This is a genomic window from Massilibacteroides sp., assembly GCF_028705895.1.
Classification (GTDB): Bacteria; Bacteroidota; Bacteroidia; order Bacteroidales; family Tannerellaceae; genus Massilibacteroides.
The window spans coordinates 21,025-43,347 of record NZ_JAQWCQ010000030.1; the positions used below are offsets into that span (position 1 = coordinate 21,025).

The following is a 22,323-nucleotide window of genomic DNA, read 5'->3' on the forward strand; positions in this document are numbered from 1 at the left end:
TTGTATCTATAATAAATATATCGCCATGGATTTAGGATTCGTAAAAGTAGCAGCAGCAGTTCCCCGATTGAAAGTAGCCGATTGTTTTTTTAATATAAAACAGATTGAGGGTCTTATACGTAAAGCGGCTTCCGACGGTGTACAATTTATCTGTTTTCCTGAACTTTCTGTTACCGGATATACCTGTATGGATTTGTTTGGCCAACAAACCTTATTGAACAATGCGGAGCAAGCGTTAACGGAACTTCTCCATATGACTGCAGATCTCTCTGTACTTGCCATAGTCGGTATGCCGCTCCGTATCGAAAATCGTTTGGTAAATACAGCGGTTGCTTTTCAGAAAGGCAAAGTATTAGGCGTTGTTCCTAAAACGTATATCCCTAATTACAAAGAATTTCAGGAGCAAAGATGGTTTACTTCAGGAAATGAAATTTCTGGAGATGAGATAGCAATTAACGGAATCCTCTACCCTTTCGGCAAACATTTATTATTTACAAACGATCAGGTAACAGCCGGTATAGAAATCTGCGAAGATCTGTGGGTACCTATTCCTCCGAGTTCTGAATTGAGTATGGCGGGTGCAAATTTAATATTTAACCTCTCAGCCAGCAATGAACTGATAGGCAAACACCAATACAGGCAGTCATTAATCAAACAACAATCTGCGCGTTGCATTGCAGGTTACATCTATTCTTCAGCAGGTTTTGGAGAATCAAGTACTGATCTTGTATTCTCCGGAAATGCCATTATTGCAGAAAACGGCAGCATTCTTAAATCTTCGGAACGATTCAGCATTGAAGAACAAATTGCAATCAGTGAGATTGATATTAACAATTTGCAGAACGATCGCATGGTCGATATCAGCTTTATGAAAGGTTTTACGCAAAATGGAAAACCCTTCCTGAAAATTCCTTTTGATTTAGCATCACGTCCTAAACCATTGGTATTGAATCGATTTATTGATCCTTATCCTTTCGTTCCTTTCGGTGATGCACTGAAAGAACGCTGTGAAGAGATACTGAACATACAAGTACATGGCTTAGCCAAACGCTACGAACATACCAAGCTACATACTGCTGTTATCGGAATTTCAGGAGGCTTAGATTCCACGTTGGCTCTTTTGGTTACCGTCATGACTTTTGATTTACTGGGTATTCCGCGTAATCGAATAATTGGAATCACTATGCCCGGATTTGGTACGACCGACCGAACTTATAACAATGCCGTGGGATTAATACATGCGTTAGACGTAACTCTGCGTGAAATTTCAATCAAGGATGCAAGCCTCCAACATTTTTCAGATATAGGTCATGATCCTGCCATACACGATGTGACTTATGAAAACACACAAGCGCGCGAACGTACACAGATACTGATGAATGTAGCAAATAAAGAAAACGGATTAGTCGTAGGTACAGGAGACCTCTCGGAATTGGCATTGGGATGGGCTACGTATAACGGTGATCACATGTCTATGTATGGTGTAAACAGTAGTATTCCGAAGACATTAGTTAAATACTTGGTTGAATGGGTGGCACGAAACAAAATGGATGAAACCTCGCGTACGATTCTGCTCGACATAATAGATACCCCCATAAGTCCCGAACTCATCCCGGCAGACAGCAATGGCAATATCACTCAAAAGACAGAAGATTTAGTAGGTCCTTACGAACTGCACGACTTCTTTATGTACCATGCCCTCCGCTTTGGCTCTACTCCGACGCGTATCTATTTTCTTGCGCAAAAGGCCTTTAATGAAAAATATGATAAGGAAACCATAAAAAAATGGCTGCAAACATTCTTCCGCCGTTTCTTTGCCCAACAATTCAAACGCAATTGCCTGCCCGACGGGCCTAAAGTAGGTTCAGTAAGTTTCTCTCCACGCGGAGACTGGCGCATGCCAAGCGATGCAAGTGCTGCCGTTTGGTTACGTGAAATTGAAGAATTAAACTAAAGATCCCTTTTTCTTACTAAAACTTACGAGGCTCTGCCACTACTGTATAATAGTGGTAGAGTTCTTTTTTTATCAAAATCTATATTCGTGGTTACATCTTAAAAATCTGTTTTATTCAAAACTGAATAAAATAAATCCAATCCTTATAGAAACGATTTATTAGTATAATGACTTTCTCGAATAGTAAACTTACAATATAAAACCAAATAAAAATATTCTTATTTCATATTATTACATTCCATAGCCTTATTTAATCAGATTATCACATTTGTTGATTTTATTCAAACATTTAGCTTGTATTGTTACTTATTTTAGAGCAAAACGATATACATTTGCATCAGTAAGAGACAAAAAGGTTATAACAAGCTGTAAAGATCAACAAAATGACAAAATTGATTGAATTCACAAAGATGCATGGAGCAGGAAATGACTATATATATGTCAATACGTCACTTTATCCTCTCGAACATCCTGAAGATTTAGCAATCAAATGGAGTGCACCTCACATCGGAATCGGATCTGATGGTTTGGTCTTGATAGATCAATCTGATGTTGCAGATTTCAGTATGCGTATTTTTAACGCAGATGGTTCTGAAGCGATGATGTGTGGTAACGCGTCCAGATGTATAGGTAAATATGTGTATGAAAATGGATTGACTAAAGAAAAGAATATAACCCTCGAAACACTATCCGGAATAAAAGAACTTGAACTGACAGTAGAAGGAAACACTGTAACAGAGGTTACGGTTGATATGGGAACTCCTATTGTTGAGGAAGAGGAAATAACGCTTAAGATTAACGATAAGAAATATACAGGAACAGTTGTTTCGATGGGAAACCCTCACTTTGTGGTTTTCGTAGATGATATTGACAAAATAGACTTAAGGCAAATAGGTCCTTTATTAGAAAAACATCCTTTTTTCCCCAATAGAACGAATGTTGAATTTGTACAGGTTCGCAGTAGTCTCGAAGCAAGAATGCGTGTCTGGGAAAGAGGTTCCGGAATAACCTTAGCCTGTGGTACAGGAGCTTGTGCAACTGCCGTAGCGGGGTTAGTCAGAAGGAAAACCGGAGATAAAATAAAGGTTATCATGGATGGTGGAGGGTTGACCATCCGATGGGATAAGTCTTCCTCAAACAAAGTATTTATGACGGGAGGTGCCGTCAGGGTATTTGAAGGAAGCATTGAAGTATAAAACACAACAACACAAGAACAACAACAAAACAATTAGAGAATATGGCACTGATTAATGAACACTTTCTAAAGTTACCTGACAATTACTTGTTTTCCGATATCGCGAAAAAGGTAAACAGTTTTAAGGTTACTCATCCGAAAGAAAAAATAATCCGTTTAGGGATCGGAGATGTTACACAGCCATTAGCTCCTGCCGTTGTCGATGCAATGCATAAAGCGGTAGAAGATATGACGAGTAAAGATACATTTCACGGATATGGTCCTGAACAAGGCTACTCTTTTTTGATAGACGCGATTATAAAGAATGATTATACACCAAGAGGTATAACACTTGAGCCAAGTGAAGTCTTTGTAAGCGACGGTGCCAAGAGTGACACCGGAAATATAGGAGACATATTGAGACATGATAATAGTATTGGAGTAACTGATCCGGTTTATCCTGTATATATTGATTCCAATGTAATGAGCGGCAGAGCCGGTGTATTGGAAAGTGGGAAATGGAGTAATGTTGTCTATATTCCTTGCACAGCAGAAAATGGTTTTATTCCGGATCTGCCCAGCAGAAGGGTTGACATATTATATCTCTGTTATCCGAACAATCCGACCGGAACAACGCTTAGCAAGGATGAATTGAAGAAATGGGTAAACTATGCATTGGCAAACGACGTGTTGATCATGTATGATGCAGCATACGAAGCCTACATACAGAATCCGGAAACACCCCACTCTATTTATGAAATAAAAGGGGCTAAAAAGGTAGCTATCGAATTTCGAAGTTTTTCGAAAACAGCAGGTTTTACAGGTGTACGTTGCGGTTATACGGTTGTACCAAAGGAATTGAATGGATTTACTCTGGAAGGTAAACGAGTACAATTAAACAAACTTTGGAACAGAAGACAATGTACCAAGTTTAACGGAGCCAGTTACATTACTCAAAGGGGCGCCGAAGCAATTTATACTCCTGAAGGGAAAGAACAGGTTCAAAAGACAATAAACTACTATATGAGCAATGCCCGAATCATGAAGGAAGGCATTCAAAAATGTGGTTTGGAAGCTTACGGCGGTGAAGATGCTCCTTATTTATGGATCAAAGCTCCAAAGGGATTGACATCCTGGAAATTTTTCGAAAAGCTACTATACGAAGTTTATATAGTTGGAACCCCGGGCGTGGGGTTTGGTCCCAGTGGTGAAGGTTATTTACGACTGACAGCCTTTGGGGATCGTGATGATACTTTGGAAGCCATGGCCAGGTTGAAAAAGTGGATGTTATAGCTTGTCTTGATTGATCCATCGGCCGGTGGGAAAATCGGAGGCAAGGAATGTTTAACAATTTAGAGAAAACAGTATGAAAACATTTACTCAATTACGGGCAACTATTCTTGCGGCAGGTTTATTGGCAGCATCTGCATCTCTCTTTTCTCAGGAAGAAAGTGATTTCCAAATTGCTCCGGCAGCGGATATTGTAAGCAGCTATGTGTGGCGTGGGGCTTATCAGACAGGCCCATCTTTTCAACCCAGCATCAGTGCTTCATGGAAAGGATTGTCATTAACGGCATGGGGGTCAACAGATTTTTCAACGGCAGACAATGGGTCTATTGCAAAAGAATTTGACTTCACTTTAGGTTACTCAACCGGCGGGTTAAGTATTGGAGTCACAGATTATTGGTGGGCAGGAGAAGGAAGTAAATACGGTAATTATTCAGCCAACCACTTTTTCGAAGGCACAATAGGTTATCATTTTGGCGAAAGTTTTCCATTAGGTATCACATGGAACACCATGTTGGGAATGGATGGCGATAAAGACGAAAGCGGAGATCAGCTTTATTCTACCTATGTAGAAGCCGGATACGATTTCAGTGTATCAGGAGTAGATCTGACGGCAAGTGTCGGAGTAGCCCCCTGGACAGGTATTTACCACAGAGCAGGAACGGATGGATTTGCACTATCTACGATCGCTTTGAAAGCGTCCAAATCGATTAAAATTACAGATTCATTCAGTCTTCCGGTATTTGCTCAAACAATCATAGCCCCTAATCAGGATAATGTATTCCTGGTTTTCGGGATAACAATAGAGTAATAGGATAAAGAAGGCGAAAAGATTGATTTAGGTTATAAAAAATTAAAGGAATGTATAGAAGGGTCAGTGTGTTTATTGATTTTATAGAATGTTATACCGCAACCATCCCTTACTACGTGCTGATCCTCTATACTCCTTTTAAAATCATGAATTAGAAACAGTTAATAAACATAGTTATGAAAAAGATTGAGGCAATTATCCGTAAGACCAAATTTGAAGACGTTAAAGACGCTCTTTTGGAAGCTGATATAGAATGGTTCTCTTATTATGATGTAAGAGGTATCGGAAAAACTCGTCAGGGACGTATCTATCGTGGCGTAGTATATGATACAAGTAGCATTGAACGTATATTGATTTCGGTCGTTGTTCGCGACAAAAATGTAGAAAAAACAATCAGTGCCATTGTTGGAGCAGCTCAAACCGGAGAAATTGGAGACGGACGAATTTTCGTAATCCCTGTAGAGGATTCGGTTAGGATTCGTACCGGAGAGAGAGGAGATATAGCTTTATATATTGCTGAACAAGAAAAATAACCCCTTTAATTAAGTAAAAATGGATACAACATATACAATTACAGACCTTGTACTTTCATTAGATACTGTGTGGATGCTGCTTGCAGCCATGTTAGTGTTCTTTATGCAACCTGGATTTGCCTTGGTTGAAGCAGGTTTTACAAGAACCAAAAATACGGCTAACATCTTGATGAAGAACCTTCTCGACTTTTCGTTAGGTTCGCTTCTTTTCTGGGCAATAGGCTTTGGACTTATGTTTGGTGCCGGTAGTTTTGCCGGTATGCCGCACTTCTTTAATCTCGGCTTTTATGAATCAGATTTGCCCGTTGAAGGTTTTCTTATCTTCCAGACTGTATTCTGTGCAACTGCTGCGACTATAGTATCGGGAGCGATGGCTGAAAGAACAAAATTTTCAGTGTATATCGCTTATACCGTACTTGTAAGTGTACTTATCTATCCTATTTCAGGACATTGGACATGGGGTGGCGGTTGGTTAATGAATGGAGAAGAAGGCAGCTTTATGATGAGCACTTTCGGAACTACATTCCATGATTTTGCCGGTTCTACAATCGTACACGCTGTAGGTGGTTGGTTAGCTCTTGTGGGAGCTGCTGTTATCGGTCCTCGTATTGGTAAATATAGTAAAGATAAAAAATCACGTGCAATACCGGGACATAGTCTTACTCTTGCCACATTAGGCGTATTTATCCTTTGGTTCGGATGGTTCGGATTCAACCCGGGTTCTCAGTTGGCAGCTTCAGGTGAAGGCAACCGTTTAGCCATCTCTCACGTATTTCTTACCACTAATCTATCAGCTTGTGCCGGAGGAATATCCTCTCTTTTTGTTGCTTGGATGAAATATAAAAAACCATCCTTATCTCTTTCACTTAACGGTGTATTGGCCGGATTAGTAGGTATTACAGCCGGTTGCGACCTGGTTTCTCCTGTTGGGGCTGCAATCATAGGTCTTATAGCTGGAGCGGTAATGGTTTATGCTGTTGAATTTATTGACCGCGTATTAAAAATCGATGATCCCGTTGGTGCATCTTCTGTACATGGTGTATGTGGCGTATTAGGAACGATACTTACTGGTCTTTTTGCAACAGATGGCGGCTTATTTTACGGAGGAGGCGCATCCATGTTGCTTGCACAAACATTCGGAACTGTGGTGGTAAGTGCTTGGGCTCTATTTATGGGGTTTGTGGTTTTCAAAGGTTTAGATGTCATATTCGGACTGAGAGTTCCTGCCCGTGTTGAAGAAGAAGGCTTGGATATTTACGAACATGGAGAAACTGCTTATAATAATTAAGATATAACAGAAAATAGAAATAACAGTTAGGCGATCAATAATCTCGCCTGCTGTTATTCAGAATTTATTACAAACATAAAAACAACAACAATCATGGCTTTTATTATTCCAAAAGACTACAAACAAACACTGATGCCTGAAACAACGGAACAGGCAATTCAATTCCTCAAGTCAAGTTTTCAGGAGAAACTGGCAAGAACACTCAATCTACGTAGAGCAACAGCTCCGTTATTCGTATTGAGAGGTACAGGAATTAACGATGATCTGAACGGCGTTGAAAGAGCCGTTACATTTCCTATAAAATGCATGGGTGACCGCCCGGCTGAAGTTGTTCATTCGCTTGCGAAGTGGAAACGCATGAAATTAGGTGCTTACAGGATTCCTGCAGGGTATGGACTTTATACAGACATGAATGCGATCAGAAGTGATGAAGATCTGGACAATTTGCATTCACTATACGTTGACCAATGGGATTGGGAACGTACTATTAAAAAGGAAAATCAGAATCTGGACTATCTGAAAAAGACAGTCCGACAAATATATAAGTTACTGAAAGAGATAGAAGAATCGGTTTACGAACACTACCCGCATATCACCCCTTCTCTACCCGACGACATTACGTTTATCCACTCCGAAGAGCTGTTACTAACTTATCCGGAGTTGACACCAAGAGAGCGCGAAAACAAAGCGGCTCAAAAGTTCGGTGCTATTTTTATTATTGGTATAGGAGGTGAATTAAGTAATGGCGAAATACACGACGGACGCGCTCCGGATTATGATGATTGGAGTACCGTTAATTCAGACGGTTTTAAAGGACTCAACGGAGATATTATTCTTTGGAATGAAGTTTTAGAATGTGCTTTTGAAATTTCATCCATGGGTATTCGTGTTGATGCAGAAGCGTTAACTCGTCAATTAGAAATCAGAGGATGTACGGAACGTGCTGAATTAGAATTTCATAAAGCCTTACTTGATGGAAAATTGCCGCTTTCAATAGGCGGTGGAATCGGGCAAAGTCGTCTTTGTATGTTCTTCCTTAAAAAAGCGCATATCGGTGAAGTACAGGCGTCTGTCTGGCCGGCCGAACAAGTAGAGAAATGCAAACAGCATAATATTTTTATCCTATAACATCAACAAACAAGTAGTTATGTCAAAGTTAAGATTTAGAGTAGTAGAGACTGCTTTTAAGAAAAAAGCAGCAGAAGTAACGGCACCAGCCGAACGTCCTTCGGAATATTTTGCGTCTAAGGTGTTTAATCGCGCTAAAATGTATAAGTATCTGCCGGAAAAAGCATTTACAAAGATTGTAGATGTAATAGATAATGGAGCAGCATTAGACCGCGCTACAGCAGATGCCGTAGCTGAAGGAATGAGAAAATGGGCTTCCGAATTAGGCGCAACGCATTATACACACTGGTTCCATCCGTTAACAGATGCAACAGCAGAAAAACACGACGCTTTTGTTGAACACGATGGAAAAGGCGGTATGATTGAAGAATTTTCCGGCAAACTACTTATTCAACAGGAACCGGATGCATCCAGTTTTCCGAACGGTGGTATAAGAAACACCTTCGAAGCTCGTGGTTATACGGCATGGGATCCTTCTTCACCTGCATTTGTTGTTGGCGATACATTGTGTATCCCTACAATTTTCATATCATACACAGGAGAACCTCTTGACTATAAGGCTCCGTTGTTGAAAGCTCTGGAGGCTGTTAATAAAGCGGCTGTGGATGTTTGTCACTATTTTAATAAAGATGTAAAGAAAGTATATTCTTATTTAGGTTGGGAACAAGAATATTTCTTGATTGATGAAGGTTTATATGCTGCTCGTCCTGACCTTTTATTGACCGGCCGCACTTTAATGGGACACGAAAGTAGTAAGAACCAACAGTTGGAAGATCACTACTTCGGAGCGATCCCGACTCGTGTTCTTGAATTCATGAAGGAGCTGGAGATAGAGTCTTTGAAATTAGGTATTCCATTGAAAACACGCCACAATGAGGTAGCGCCTAACCAGTTTGAGTTAGCTCCTATTTTTGAAGAATGTAACTTGGCAAATGACCATAACCTTTTGATAATGGCATTAATGCGTAAGATATCACGCAGACATGGTTTCCGCGTGTTATTACACGAAAAACCGTTCAAAGGCGTAAATGGATCAGGAAAGCACAATAACTGGTCGTTAGGTACGGATACAGGTGTATTGTTGATGGCTCCTGGAAAAACACCTGAAGAAAACCTTCGTTTCATCACCTTTATTGTTAATGTACTAAAAGCTGTGCATAAACATAATGCTTTATTGAAAGCAAGTATTTCAAGTGCAACCAACGCGCACCGCTTAGGGGCAAATGAAGCGCCTCCTGCAATTATTTCAAGCTTCCTTGGATCACAGGTGTCTGCAGTACTTGACAAGCTGGAAAACACGTCTTTAGAAGATCTCACATTGGCGGCTAAGCACGGTGTAAAACTAAATATCGGACGTATTCCGGAGATTTTGGTTGATAATACCGATCGTAACCGTACTTCTCCTTTTGCCTTCACCGGAAACCGTTTCGAGTTCCGTGCTGTAGGTTCGCAAGCTAACTGCGCAAGTGCTATGCTCGCTCTTAATGCTGCTGTTGCTGAACAGTTGCAGGAATTCAAAGCCGAAGTAGATGCTAAAATCGCAGGAGGAAAAGAAAAATTCGCAGCCATTCTGGAAGTACTTCGTAAAGACATCAAAGAAAGCAAAGCAATTCACTTTGACGGAAATGGTTATAGTGACGAATGGAAAGAAGAAGCTGCAAAGCGCGGGCTTGACTGCGAAACCAGTGTACCTGTAATCTTCGATGCATACCTGAAGGAAAGCTCTGTAAAGATGTTTGAAACAACGGGGGTTATGACTGAAAAAGAGCTGGAAGCACGTAATGAAGTAAAATGGGAAACATATACGAAGAAAATTCAGATCGAAGCACGCGTGTTGGGTGATTTGGCAATGAATCATATAGTTCCTGTTGCTACGAAATATCAAAGTTCATTAATTGATAATGTATATAAAATGCGAGAGCTGTTCCCTGCAGAAAAAGCAGCCGAACTATCGTCTAAAAATCTCGAATTAATCGAACAGATAGCAAAGCATACGATTTATATCAAAGAAAAGGTAGATGAAATGGTGAATGCACGTAAGGTTTTGAATAAAATCGAATCTGAACGTGAAAAAGCAATCGGATACCATGATCAAATCGCACCAATGCTTGAAGAAATACGTTATCATATCGATAAATTAGAATTAATTGTAGATAATGAATTATGGACTTTACCAAAATACAGAGAACTATTATTTATCAGATAGTCTTATTCAGACAATAGTTTTTTGTTGATTGTTTTGTGTTTGCGAGGAGGGGCTGCTGTGATAGCAACCTCTCTTTCTTTTTAGTCATGATCATCTCAGGTGTAAACAAATCATTTTACGGGCGACTTATATGTTGCAGCATTCACTAAAGGAATAACAGGTCTGTAAGGCCGATTAAATAGGCGCTAAATCAAGCCTTTTTAACCGTTTTTTCGTCTTTGAAAATCAACGTAAGAATAAGCGTAAAAATATAAAGGATATAATTCCAAAAATATCCTTTATTTTTCCGAAAATAACCTTTATATTTTTTTTCTTATTACTATCCGTTTTTTTTCCGTTCTAATACCTCCATATTTCTTACCTAAATTTCTTTATTCTTCCCATCTATTCAAATGGATTCAAATATTAAAATCTACAGGTTAATAAATGTAAACAATAAAATAGAGTTATTCTTGTCAACTATTCTCTTGATATGAAATATACAAATGTTTCGAACAAAGGGTAGTTTACAAATATATCAATAATACAAACCGTTACATTTATAACAAATAACAGCTTGTTTTCGTAAACAAAAGTAACAGAATATAAGCAAAGAGTATTTTGGAACAATAATAAACGATGGTTTACAAAACTAAAACAACCAGGCTATTCCTTATTTATTAATATTAATTATCTGAATTAACATTTGAAAAACAACAAAAATATCATATTATTATGCAATAAATCAAATACTTACGTATAAAATAAAAAGTAAAACTCCAGAATTATACAACTACTTGATCAAAAAAGCCGAATACACATATATAAACAGCCATTTCACCCCTATTCAACACACTAATAAACAATCATTTATATTATAATAATAAAGTAATTGTTAGGACGTAATTTACCAATCTATATAGGATTTACAATAGTAACACAAACGAGCTTGTTACAATTATACATCACACAACAATTAAGGTTACACTTGTTGCTGTTTATTGATATAAAAATAAATTCACAAATCTACCTTCAATTGAATCCTATTATTTATATTTGTAATCTAATAAATTTATGGATACATTTATAAATTTCATAAAAATGAAGGAACGAATTCTACAGGTTATGGAAAATGAAGGACTGACTCCTTCTAAATTTGCAGAAACAATCGGTATTCAGAGATCAGCGATGTCACATATAATATCGGGAAGAAATAATCCGAGCCTTGATGTACTCATGAAAATATTGGAGACCTTCAACTATATCGACTCCGATTGGTTACTTTTTGGAAAAGGAGAAATGCAACGAGAGAATGTCGCAAAAAATAATTTCACTCAACCTGATTTGTTCGCAAATATTCACGTAAACCGGCCGATTACACAGGATGATTCTGAATATCGCAAGGAAATTGGGGTTAAGGAGACGGAAAATACGGTGAAATCGACAGAAAAAGAGGTAGTTATACGTACAGAACTTGTGTCTAAGAAAATAAGTAAAATAGTGATTTTTTACGCGGACGATACTTACGAGACCTTTATTCCGGAAAAAACCAAGAAAGACTAACTTCAAATTTTCCACATACATCATATTCATGTATCTTTGCAATAAATTGCGTAATCATATTATATGAAGAAGTACATCATGGATATGAAGGTAACGGAAAACCTTCGCCTTCATCAAAACTACTGTCTCCTGAAATTATCACCCGAAGAAGAACTACCGGAAATGCTACCCGGTCAATTTGTAGAAGTAAAGGTCGATAATGCTACTACTTTTCTGCGTCGCCCTATTTCCATCAATTATATTGACCGCTCAAAGAATGAGCTTTGGTTGTTGATACAGATTGTTGGCGATGGTACTTTGTCTCTTTCAAATCTGAAAGCGGATGATGTCGTAAATATAATCCTTCCTTTAGGAAATAGTTTTACGATTCCTGCTGAAGCTAACGGACAGGAATTATTACTTATTGGCGGCGGCGTGGGAACTGCTCCTATGTTATATCTGGGTGATTTTCTAAAAAAACTTGGGTTTTCTCCTTCATTCCTGCTTGGTGCACGTTCGGCTAAAGATGTATTGCAGATTGCTGATTTTGAAGCCTTAGGAAATGTCTATATAACAACGGAAGACGGAAGTCTGGGTGAAAAAGGATATGTAACGCAGCATTCTGTTTTGAAAAATAAACGCTTCGATCGTATTTATACATGCGGCCCCAAACCGATGATGGTGGCCGTTGCTAAAGTTGCGTCAGAAGCATCGATAGACTGTGAAGTATCACTCGAAAACACAATGGCTTGCGGTATAGGTGCTTGCTTGTGTTGCGTAGAGAAAACGACAGACGGACATATTTGTGTATGTACCGAAGGACCTGTTTTTAATATTAAGAAACTGACATGGCTGAACTAAACGTAAATATAGGAAATCTGAAACTGAAGAATCCGGTGATGACGGCATCCGGAACATTCGGATATGGTCTTGAATACACGGATTTTATGGATATTAACCGTTTAGGCGGTATTTTCGTAAAAGGTACTACCATCGAACATAGGGAGGGTAATGCTTATCCTCGTATGGCGGAAACTCCTGCGGGTATGCTGAATGCCGTAGGCTTGCAAAACAAGGGAGCCCGTTATTTTGCTGAGCATATCTATCCTGAGATAAAGGATTATGACACGCACATGATTGTCAATGTTAGCGGTTCAACGATAGAGTCTTATATAGAATGTGCAGAAGTTATTGCCCAGTTGGATCATGTTCCGGCAATCGAATTAAACATCTCATGTCCTAACGTAAAAGAAGGCGGAATGGCTTTCGGCGTTACTTGTCAGGGAGCGGCAGATGTGGTTCGTGCTGTTAGAAATGTATATCCTAAAACACTGATTGTCAAACTGTCTCCAAATGTAACAGACATAACGGAGATAGCCCGGACGGTAGAAGCTGAAGGCGCAGATGCTGTTTCATTAATCAATACAATGCTTGGGATGGCCATAGATGTTGAGAAACGTCGTCCTGTTTTATCGACAATAACAGGTGGTTTGTCAGGCCCTTGTGTAAAACCGATTGCAGTTCGGATGGTTTGGCAAACCTATAACGCAATAAAAATACCTATTATTGGTATGGGCGGTATATCCAATTGGAAAGATGCTGTCGAGTTTATGCTGGCGGGTTCTACAGCGATTCAAATCGGAACTTACAATTTTATTGATCCGGCAGTTTCTCTTAAAGTCATTGATGGAATCAACGAATATTGTGATAGACACGGCTTTAAATCAGCTTCTGAACTGACAGGAGCAATGATGAAGTAAACCCAATAAAAACAAGATTAATGAAACAATTATTCACTACAAACAGCGGAAAACAAATTGCTTACCGCACGTATGGTCATGCGGATTGTTTTCCTGTTATTTTGCACCATGGATTAGTTGGCTCATGCGATTTACTACCTTATTGGGATATCAAAGCAAAAGAGGCAGGAATTAATCTTATTGCCATCGAACGCCCGGGATACGGCGATTCTGATCCTGACGAAAATATGCATCAGGTCATTGACTGGTCTGAGCGGATAAGCCCCTTGTTGGATAGCTTGAATATAAAAACATTCGGATCAATAGGCATTTCAGCAGGAACGCCCTACGCCTATTCATTAGCGGCAGGATTTCCGGACAAGGTAGAAAGAGTCTGGATTCTAAGTGGGGTTCCTTTTCTGATGGATAAAGAGGTGTTTGCATGCTATCCCAAAGTCGAACAACAAGAATATACCTATTATAAAACAGCTCCGCTTGAAGCAATTGCCAATAAGTTTAAGGACTACTTAGATAAGCTCTATAATACGTACGATGAAACATCCATCATGCGTAAAGGAGTTGAAGCCACAATGAAACACAATCGTCTTGGCATAGCACGAGAAGCTAAATTACAAATAACAGATTGGGGATTCAAATTAGAACAGATCGTTCAGCCAACCACGTTATGGCATAGCGTAACAGACGATATAATCCCTTTTACTGCCGTACAAAAAACACTTCCGCATCTTCCTAATGCCACATTAAATATCCAGAAAGAGAATAGCCATTTCCCAAGTGAAGCAACGGTATTGGCTATGTTCCGGGAGATAAAAGAGTTTCTCCGGTGATTTTTCTAAATTTCGGAATAGGGTTTTTCCTTGTTTTATGTCTTATTTATATAATGACTATTTATAAAACATGAAACAAGGAATTATTATTTTATTGCTCCTGATCACCGGATATTGCTTAACACACACCGGATTTATACAAATCGGATATGCTTTCTAATTCTTTTCTTGTGACTTTTCTTTTTCTGCAATACATGCAGCAGCCGTAAAAAGAATATCCGTAGAGGAATTCAAGGCCGTCTCCATCGAGTCTTGAATCACGCTGATAGTCATACCTACACCAACAACCATCATTGCCGTATCCGTAGGTATATTAAACAAACTGGCAGCCACAGGAATAAGAAGTAGCGAACCGCCGGGAACACCAGATGCTCCACAAGCGCCTAAAGCAGAAATTATACTTAATAAAATAGCAGTTAAGAGATCGATCTCAATGCCTAACGTATGTACAGCAGCAAGCGTAAGTACAGTGATAGTTACAGCAGCCCCCTCCATATTAATTGTTGCACCTAATGGAATACTTACGGAATACGTATCCTTATCAAGATCTAATTTCCTCGCTAAATTAAGATTAACAGGAACATTAGCTGCAGAACTTCGGATAAAGAATGCTGTAATTCCACTTTCTTTCAGACAAGTAAAGACCAACGGATAGGGATTTCTTTTTATTTTCAGATAGACAATTAACGGATTAATCACTAAGGCTATGAAAAGCATCGTTCCCACAAGAACTAAAACCACATGCAGATATTCTAACAAAGTAGAAATTCCCGTTTCAGCAATTGTTGATGCAACTAATCCAAAAATTCCGATTGGAGCAAAACGAATTATTACACGAATAATCTTTATAAGTATATCCGAAAGATCATTAAACAGTTGTTTCGTCTGATCTGAACATTTACGCATAAAAATTCCAAAACCAATCGCCCAAGCTAATATTCCAATAAAATTAGTGGAAACCAAAGCATTAACCGGATTATCCACTATCTTGAAAAGAATATCTCTGAAAACATCAAAAATACCACTTGGCGGTAGCATATCCATCGTTTGCTCTCCCCTTAGCGTTATCGTTGAAGGAAAAATAGCACTCGCTAATACCGCAGTAACCGCAGACAGAAAAGTACCCAACAGATATAAATACAAAACTGATCTTATATTCGTTTTTTGTTCACTCTTATGATTCGCGATTGAAGATATGATCAGGAAGAAAACCAGAATCGGCGCAGCAGCTTTCAAAGCGGTCAGAAAAAGCTCCCCCAACACATAAAGAGAAGATGAAACAGCAGGAAAAAATATCCCAGAGACAATCCCCAGCATCAAACCAATAGAAATCTGTACAACAAGGTTTCCTCTTAATATGAAATTTTTGAAATTCATGGATGTTTACGATTTAAGAAAGGATAAAAGTACAGACTTTTCCCTATAAATTCATTAGATTCGAACGAAGAAGACACAAAAAAGCCTAATAAAACGAGTTTATCAGGCTTTTATGGTGATCAGGCTGGGATTACTATTTATAAAACACTATAAAACAGTATCACATATAATAGTATTGATGTACAAATATATAACTTATATTACTTGTCCTAATCCGTTTTATTATATCGTGCAATATTGCATAGATGTTTTGCAAAATCGTTATATTTGCACAACGACACTTAATATTATGGCAACGGTAAAATCATTTATTCGTACTACGAAGAAAAAAGGGCTATGTAACATCCGATTCAGATTAACGGATGGACGAAATGTACAACTATTTGCAAAAAGCAATCTATCTATTCCGGTAGAATGTTTCAATCCGGATAACGAAAAGATTAAAGCAAAGATCATCTATGACAATGATAAACGTAAAGAGTTTGATTCCGCTATTCTCAGGCAGAAAGAATATATCATAGATGCGTACAACAAAGCAAATAAGGCTGAATTGCCTCCGGATTGGCTGCAAATCACATTAGATAGATTATACCATCCCGAAATACATAAAACGCCTGAAACGCTCTTAGAACACTTCGATAATTACGTACAAACCCACAAGGTTTCAGACGGCAGGCGTAAACAATTAAAGGTTTTATATGGTATGCTGCAAAGGTTCTCTGCTTATCAGGAAAAGGACTATCAACTACACGAATTTACCAAGCCGATTTTAAAAGAATTTGCGCATTTCCTTTCGATAGAATATACATTGCCTAAAATACGACCGTCAATATACGAGGAGATCAGCGAAAAGCAGCTACCTAAACAACGCTCACAGAACCGTATTAGTGGACTGCTTAGTATGTTACGCGGATTCTTTAATTCAGAGGACATAAAGAAACTTTGTCCTAATCCTTTTGATGGATATAGTATTGAGCCGGAAGTGTACGGCACACCCATTTATATAAGCATAGAGGAACGTAATATAATTGCCGAATGTGATTTGTCTGCAAGACCCGGATTAGCCGTACAAAGGGATATATTCATATTCCAATGCTTTATCGGGTGTAGGGTTGGCGATCTAATGCGATTTACAAAGGATAATATCAATAATGATACTTTGACGTACATAGCCTCAAAAACCGCTGAAGATAATCCGGTAACAGTTGATGTGCCGTTATCGGATATGGCAAAGAAACTTGTTGATAAATATAAAGGAGTGGATAGAAAAGGCCGGTTATTCCCTTTTATTGCAGAACAGAATTATAACGAAGCCTTGAAGGAAATCTTTGAGAAAGCAGGTATTACCCGTATGGTAGCCTGGCTTAATCCTTTGACAAGAAAAGAAGAACTAAGACCTATCAACGAGATAGCCAGTAGCCATATGGCCCGGCGTACATTTATAGGCAATCTGTATGCAAAGGTAAAGGATCCTAATCTAATAGGAAGTATGAGCGGACACGTAGAAGGCAGCAAGGCGTTTGCTCGGTACCGGAATATCGATATAGATGTGAAGAAAGAAACGATTAAGCTAATTGATTAAGATGGCTAATAATTACTTGGACATAACATTGCAAGACTTTTTAGATGTAATCACAGGGCGGGAAATGGTACATGAAATTAAGTTTAAAAACACATCTCCTCCTTTTGATATTATTACATACTCAGGAACAAAAGAAGAATTGAGAGACATAATGCAAAACTATATTGAACAGGGTCAATACTCGGATTGCATAAAAGAAGCTATAGAAAAACTAAATAGCGCTCAAAGGTATAAATACGACCTTGATCTTAGCGAAATAGAGATTTACACATATTTAGAAACGATCACAGGAGGTTTTGATCTAAATAAAACAAAGATTGTTTTACAGAGTGTCGATTGCTATTATCATTTGACTTTTCTTGAAGAGATAGATAAAAGTAGCCATTCAATTTTTATCGAAAATGGCTGGGATATTCCTTATCGTGAATACAGAAACAAAATAACACAAGAAATCATATCTGTTCCTGATTATAAGAAAATGAGAGCCCGGACACATCTTTCTATCGGATTCTCAATAAGCACGGCGATAAACATACTAAAAATGAAGATTGCGGAAAAAGAGAATAAGCCCTACTATAGAAAGCCTTTTAATCATGAATGGACTGACGAACAATTAAAGCATATCGCAAAGGGGTTACTCGAAGATGGGAGAATCAGTGATACGAACCTGTTTTGTCGCATAATGAATGGAGACAGTGGTTACATAAATTGGTTAACAACGGCCACAGATTTAAAGATATTCATACGGTATTTCTGTAAACAGATCCAATATAATGAAAAATTATATCCTGATGTAAAATCAGGTTCTATCTTTCCGAAGAGCGACTCTACGCGTATATTCAAGGTTAATGGTAAAGAATTAACTCATGGTGGTTACCCTCCTATACCCAATGGCAATATTTATGAAAAAATCTTTGCATCAATTTAACAAAAAAAGTTATCACCTCCTATGCTAAGCCGAAAGCGTTTTGCCTTCGGCTTTTTTGTCCTTTTTTCACCTTTATCACCCTTTTTCACCCCCAGAGAGGTGATGAAATAGTATAAATATACTATTGCAAATCATTGGATGTCAGCGTATTTTTGTTTAAAACCAAACGGTAAGAGTGCGCACCTTACCTGCGGAGTAAAATAAAAAAAACAGAAATATGGCAACTGATTTTTTGACACAAAACGAGATCGGCAACATTCAAGTAGTCGTTAATTTGTCTGATCTTAGGGAGTTTGGGGAAAAACTGATCCGGGAAACTTTAGAAATCAAACCTGAAACAACAGAATCCTATCTAACGATGGACGAGACAGCAGCTATCTTCGGCGTTGATCGTTCAACTCTTTGGCGGTGGAATAAGGCAGAATATTTAACACCGATTAGGGTTGGCGGAAAGCCAAAATACCGAAAAAGTGACATTGACAGAATATTGGAAGGAGGTAGAAAATGAGAAGAGGCAAAAGCCAACACGACATTCCGGCTTTCACCCCCTCAGAGTACCCCAAAGATATAGTAAAAAATCCAAAATCCATCACTCAAACCAAAGTATTGTGGGCGCTATCGACAGGGCGGAAAATGTCGGTTGTGGACTTAACGACTGAGCTTAATATTTCCGATCCTCGGAGCGCTATTCGGTATCTAAGAAATGACGGCGTACCCATATCTGATGTCTGGGTAAATACCAAATTCAGTAGATATAAACAGTATTTCATTCACGATGGCAGCGGCGAAGAATAAGGGTTGGGTATCCATATACCGGGACATACGCGATCACTGGATATGGCAAGATCCAGTCAAGCTAAAATGGTGGCTGGACATTCTGCTTACCGTAAATCACGAAGACAGCAAGGTTAATATAGGTATGCAGCTAATTGATTGTAAGAGAGGACAATCAGTCATGAGTTTGTCAACTTGGGCTAAGCGTTGGGGCGTATCCAAAGATTCTACACGGAATTTCTTCAATTTATTAAAAAAAGATGGAATGATAAACGTTGAGAATTTAAAAAAATCTACACGGATAACTGTTTGTAACTATGATAGTTACCAAGATGGTTTACACGACGGTCGTACACGGGGCAAACGCAAGCCGAACGCTGAGCAAACGCAAGCCGAAACAAACAATAAATTAATTAATAAAGATAATAATGATAATAATGATAATAATCCCCCAAAAGGGTATGAAGGCTTTTCATTCGATTTTTTAGATGAAAATTTTTCGGATCTGTTCTTTGAGTGGCTATCGTATAAATCGGGAAGGAAAGAAAAGTATAAGACGCAACAATCATTAGAGCTATGTTATAAGAATCTTATTAAGCTATCATGGGCTGATCCGATCTCGGCAAAAAAGATTACAGAGCAATCTATGGCAAATAATTGGGCGGGCTTATTTGAGCTAAAATCGAAAGGTAAGCAGGAAACCATCCTAAAACCTAAGAATGAAACGGAAAGACAAGAGCTTTTGAATAAATTCAATATGTAGAAAATGGAAAATAAAAAAATAAACTTTGATGATACTTTATCCAGAATTTACGAAAGGGATAAAAAATCATTACTACGAATACCTAAGCGTTATACATTCGGGGATTTGGCTACCTGCGAGGATATTTTTTATCAGGCTTTCAGAACCATAGACAAGTCCGTGAGAGAAATTGAAAAGTTACCAGAATACAGTGAGATTATCAGATGGATGAGTGACACACAAGGCAAAGGACTTCTTCTTACGGGTGATTGTGGACGTGGTAAATCAACTATAGGATGTGGCGTAATTCCTTTAATCTTTGCCCATTTTGCGAATACAAGGATTACGCCTATATCAGCTGAAAGCATAGTTGAAAAAATGGATAAGTTAATCCCAGAAGCAGATTATTTCAATGTTCACTCGGGGTATGCTATTGATGATTTAGGTTGTGAATCGTTAGCTAATAACTACGGAAATAAATATGAGCCGGCCGTAAGACTTATAAACGAGATAGAGGCGAAAATTAAGACACTCATCATTACCACCAATTTAACGCCTGAGCAATTACTTGACCGTTATGGTGTGCGAACAATGGATAGGCTTATTCGACTTTGTAAGGTAATAAAATTCAAAGGAAAATCGTTAAGGAAATGAAAATAAAGAACAATTATACAAAATATTACAGGAGCATAGGCCGTCCGGATCTATCACGAAAGGCTTTTGATATTTCGACAAAATTCCGAAATAACGGATGGGATGCCAAAGAGGCCGGTGCAAGCCAAGAGAGTGTAACTATCCTCAACTACGTAGATATCATAACTCAAGATTACGGTTTTTTGCTGATCGGTTTAAGCCGGGATGCGAGATGTCTTAACGGAGGCCTGAGATTCTTTCTGAAGTCCCGACCGTCAAGTTTTGCGGTTGCTGCTATCTATTTAGGCTTATATCAGCTCTATGAAGACCTGCTGAAGGCTGAATTGTATGAAATGATCCCACCTATGGAAAATATGAATAAAAAGTTATTCAAGGTCATTAAAGCTTGTGTCCCTGATATTGATCCGGTTTATTTCCGGTCTCCTGATATGGAATGTATGAAGAAAATAGGCTTAAAGGCCAGTAAACAGCAATCATTTATCAGATGAAAACATTCTACCGGAATATAAAGGGATTGACTTACCGTTATCGGGAGAATACCGACGGATACGACATCGACATAAAGCTCAATGACGCCTTTGCTAAAGCTTATGGCCACGAAACGTTAGGCGATCTGTTATCTGACGATAACGGCACTCCATACGAGAATTTAATGCGCAAATACGGATGTATCCCGGATTATCTCCCTATGCAAGTAAACGGCAAAGACAGCGACATAATGACAGCCGGCAAAGCTATTCAGGCTTATCATGAGTGGATTAAAAATTTATAAAAAAAGTATCCGGACAAGATAGAAACAAGAATCCAAATAAATATTAGTATTTACAATTTAAAAATTAAAATTATGAGCAACAGAGTTACAACAGAGAGAGTTTCAACATTTATGGCAAAATATGGAGAAGAGGCCGCAAAGGAACTTATCAATATCATCAACGACACACGCATTGATTTGGGATATGCCGATGAGAAAGAATCCGAATCATTGGCCGCTATGATTCATCAAGGTACTAAAGAGATTGTTGAACAAAAGAAGTATGAAAAATGAAAAATGAAAACACATTTGCACCCGTAAAGATCGGATACTCAGAATCGGGAGCTACAAGCAAAATCTACCAAATAAACAATCAGGCTAACAACCTAAATAAATTTCGACTACGTTTTGAGAATTTAGGGTTGCTGTGGAATATCAATACCCTAAACGATATGTTCTGCGGCGGCATAGAAAGCGAAAACACGATGGTGCGAAACATACAACAAGAAGTATCACGCATATCTATACCCGGCCTTAGAGATAAGATGCAAAAGGAACTTGACGAAACAGTTATGTTAGATTTCAAGCAATTGAGGATCGAAGTCAAAGAATCTAAGCCAGACTGTAATCCTATGTATCTGAAAATGGAAGGTGGCGCGGTTCGTCTTACTGATGAAGGTAAAAAAGCGATTGAAGACAGCTTCATTGTTTGGGCTTCCACTCTTGAAGAATTAAAAATCTGGGAAGAAGCAACTGATTTAGTGAAGCGTTTAGCGGAATTAGATGAAAAATTAAAGCCGTTCGGGATATATGCTATCGCCCGGAGTGACATAAACGAGCCGTCTGTTATACGAATGGGTTTCAGGAATGCAGATGTCGATGTTTTTACGATCAAAGAATGTAAACCAACAGGACTTTGGGCTGGTAGAAGATAAACAATAAAAAGCATCCGGGCAATTAAGTTTGTCCGGGTGCCTAAATAAAATAAAATTATGAACGAGATAAAATTCCATGAACCGGACTTCC

Annotated in this window: 22 protein-coding genes; 21 read left to right on the forward strand and 1 reads right to left on the reverse strand. The window is 38.5% G+C overall.

Features of this window, described 5'->3' with window-relative positions:
* The first annotated feature begins 25 nt into the window (after positions 1 to 25).
* From PHT93_RS09095 to PHT93_RS09150, 12 genes are all read left to right on the forward strand, one after another.
* Entirely contained in the window at positions 26 to 1,954 is a 1,929-nt protein-coding gene (locus PHT93_RS09095) for an NAD(+) synthase (protein ID WP_300242032.1), read from the forward strand.
* Between the two features lie 383 nt (positions 1,955 to 2,337).
* On the forward strand, positions 2,338 to 3,150 hold the full coding sequence (dapF, locus tag PHT93_RS09100; RefSeq protein WP_300242034.1) for a diaminopimelate epimerase: 813 nt from the start codon (positions 2,338 to 2,340) through the stop codon (positions 3,148 to 3,150).
* Between the two features lie 41 nt (positions 3,151 to 3,191).
* Positions 3,192 to 4,421 carry an LL-diaminopimelate aminotransferase gene (locus PHT93_RS09105; RefSeq protein ID WP_300242037.1) on the forward strand — a complete coding sequence of 410 codons (1,230 nt, stop codon included), beginning with the start codon at positions 3,192 to 3,194 and terminating at the stop codon, positions 4,419 to 4,421.
* Positions 4,422 to 4,494: 73 nt separating this feature from the next.
* Entirely contained in the window at positions 4,495 to 5,226 is a 732-nt protein-coding gene (locus PHT93_RS09110) for a hypothetical protein (RefSeq protein WP_300242038.1), read from the forward strand.
* Positions 5,227 to 5,402: 176 nt separating this feature from the next.
* Positions 5,403 to 5,759, forward strand: a complete 357-nt coding sequence (locus PHT93_RS09115) for a P-II family nitrogen regulator (protein ID WP_300242041.1) — start codon at positions 5,403 to 5,405, stop codon at positions 5,757 to 5,759.
* Positions 5,760 to 5,778: 19 nt separating this feature from the next.
* Positions 5,779 to 7,047 (forward strand): ammonium transporter, encoded by a 1,269-nt coding sequence (locus PHT93_RS09120; protein WP_363318641.1) that lies wholly within the window; start codon positions 5,779 to 5,781, stop codon positions 7,045 to 7,047.
* A 93-nt stretch (positions 7,048 to 7,140) separates the two neighbouring features.
* On the forward strand, positions 7,141 to 8,175 hold the full coding sequence (gene asnA, locus PHT93_RS09125; protein ID WP_300242043.1) for an aspartate--ammonia ligase: 1,035 nt from the start codon (positions 7,141 to 7,143) through the stop codon (positions 8,173 to 8,175).
* Positions 8,176 to 8,194: 19 nt separating this feature from the next.
* Positions 8,195 to 10,381, forward strand: a complete 2,187-nt coding sequence (locus tag PHT93_RS09130) for a glutamine synthetase III (RefSeq protein ID WP_300242046.1) — start codon at positions 8,195 to 8,197, stop codon at positions 10,379 to 10,381.
* Positions 10,382 to 11,461: 1,080 nt separating this feature from the next.
* Positions 11,462 to 11,923: a helix-turn-helix transcriptional regulator gene (locus PHT93_RS09135; protein WP_300242048.1), complete on the forward strand. Its 462-nt coding sequence runs from the start codon at positions 11,462 to 11,464 to the stop codon at positions 11,921 to 11,923.
* Positions 11,924 to 11,986: 63 nt separating this feature from the next.
* Entirely contained in the window at positions 11,987 to 12,763 is a 777-nt protein-coding gene (locus tag PHT93_RS09140) for a dihydroorotate dehydrogenase electron transfer subunit (protein ID WP_300242050.1), read from the forward strand.
* Entirely contained in the window at positions 12,751 to 13,662 is a 912-nt protein-coding gene (locus tag PHT93_RS09145; RefSeq protein WP_300242053.1) for a dihydroorotate dehydrogenase, read from the forward strand. Before PHT93_RS09140 ends, PHT93_RS09145 begins: the two co-directional genes overlap by 13 nt.
* Positions 13,663 to 13,682: 20 nt before the next feature.
* Positions 13,683 to 14,489 (forward strand): alpha/beta hydrolase, encoded by an 807-nt coding sequence (locus PHT93_RS09150; protein WP_300242054.1) that lies wholly within the window; start codon positions 13,683 to 13,685, stop codon positions 14,487 to 14,489.
* A gap of 156 nt (positions 14,490 to 14,645) precedes the next feature.
* On the opposite strand, the gene sstT is transcribed toward PHT93_RS09150, so the two are convergent.
* Positions 14,646 to 15,866: a serine/threonine transporter SstT gene (sstT, locus tag PHT93_RS09155; protein ID WP_300242056.1), complete on the reverse strand. Its 1,221-nt coding sequence runs from the start codon at positions 15,864 to 15,866 to the stop codon at positions 14,646 to 14,648.
* Positions 15,867 to 16,155: 289 nt separating this feature from the next.
* On the opposite strand from sstT, the gene PHT93_RS09160 reads away from it, so the two are divergent.
* The 9 genes from PHT93_RS09160 (at position 16,156) to PHT93_RS09200 (ending at position 22,232) form a co-directional block, all read left to right on the forward strand.
* Positions 16,156 to 17,448 carry a site-specific integrase gene (locus PHT93_RS09160; RefSeq protein ID WP_300242058.1) on the forward strand — a complete coding sequence of 431 codons (1,293 nt, stop codon included), beginning with the start codon at positions 16,156 to 16,158 and terminating at the stop codon, positions 17,446 to 17,448.
* Between the two features lies 1 nt (position 17,449).
* Positions 17,450 to 18,376, forward strand: a complete 927-nt coding sequence (locus PHT93_RS09165; protein WP_300242060.1) for a hypothetical protein — start codon at positions 17,450 to 17,452, stop codon at positions 18,374 to 18,376.
* A gap of 217 nt (positions 18,377 to 18,593) precedes the next feature.
* Positions 18,594 to 18,884, forward strand: coding sequence for a helix-turn-helix domain-containing protein (locus PHT93_RS09170; protein ID WP_300242062.1), 291 nt, complete (start codon positions 18,594 to 18,596; stop codon positions 18,882 to 18,884).
* A gap of 267 nt (positions 18,885 to 19,151) precedes the next feature.
* Positions 19,152 to 19,913, forward strand: a complete 762-nt coding sequence (locus PHT93_RS09175) for a hypothetical protein (protein WP_300242066.1) — start codon at positions 19,152 to 19,154, stop codon at positions 19,911 to 19,913.
* 3 nt (positions 19,914 to 19,916) lie between these two features.
* Entirely contained in the window at positions 19,917 to 20,546 is a 630-nt protein-coding gene (locus PHT93_RS09180; RefSeq protein WP_300242068.1) for a hypothetical protein, read from the forward strand.
* A complete protein-coding gene (locus tag PHT93_RS09185; protein ID WP_300242070.1) occupies positions 20,543 to 21,034 on the forward strand; it encodes a hypothetical protein in 492 nt (163 codons plus the stop codon). Before PHT93_RS09180 ends, PHT93_RS09185 begins: the two co-directional genes overlap by 4 nt.
* Positions 21,031 to 21,318 (forward strand): hypothetical protein, encoded by a 288-nt coding sequence (locus tag PHT93_RS09190; protein ID WP_300242072.1) that lies wholly within the window; start codon positions 21,031 to 21,033, stop codon positions 21,316 to 21,318. Before PHT93_RS09185 ends, PHT93_RS09190 begins: the two co-directional genes overlap by 4 nt.
* A gap of 72 nt (positions 21,319 to 21,390) precedes the next feature.
* A complete protein-coding gene (locus PHT93_RS09195; protein ID WP_300242074.1) occupies positions 21,391 to 21,591 on the forward strand; it encodes a hypothetical protein in 201 nt (66 codons plus the stop codon).
* The gene (locus PHT93_RS09200; RefSeq protein WP_300242076.1) at positions 21,588 to 22,232 is read left to right on the forward strand and encodes a hypothetical protein; all 645 of its coding nucleotides are present in this window, start codon (positions 21,588 to 21,590) and stop codon (positions 22,230 to 22,232) included. Before PHT93_RS09195 ends, PHT93_RS09200 begins: the two co-directional genes overlap by 4 nt.
* Positions 22,233 to 22,323 lie beyond the last annotated feature (91 nt).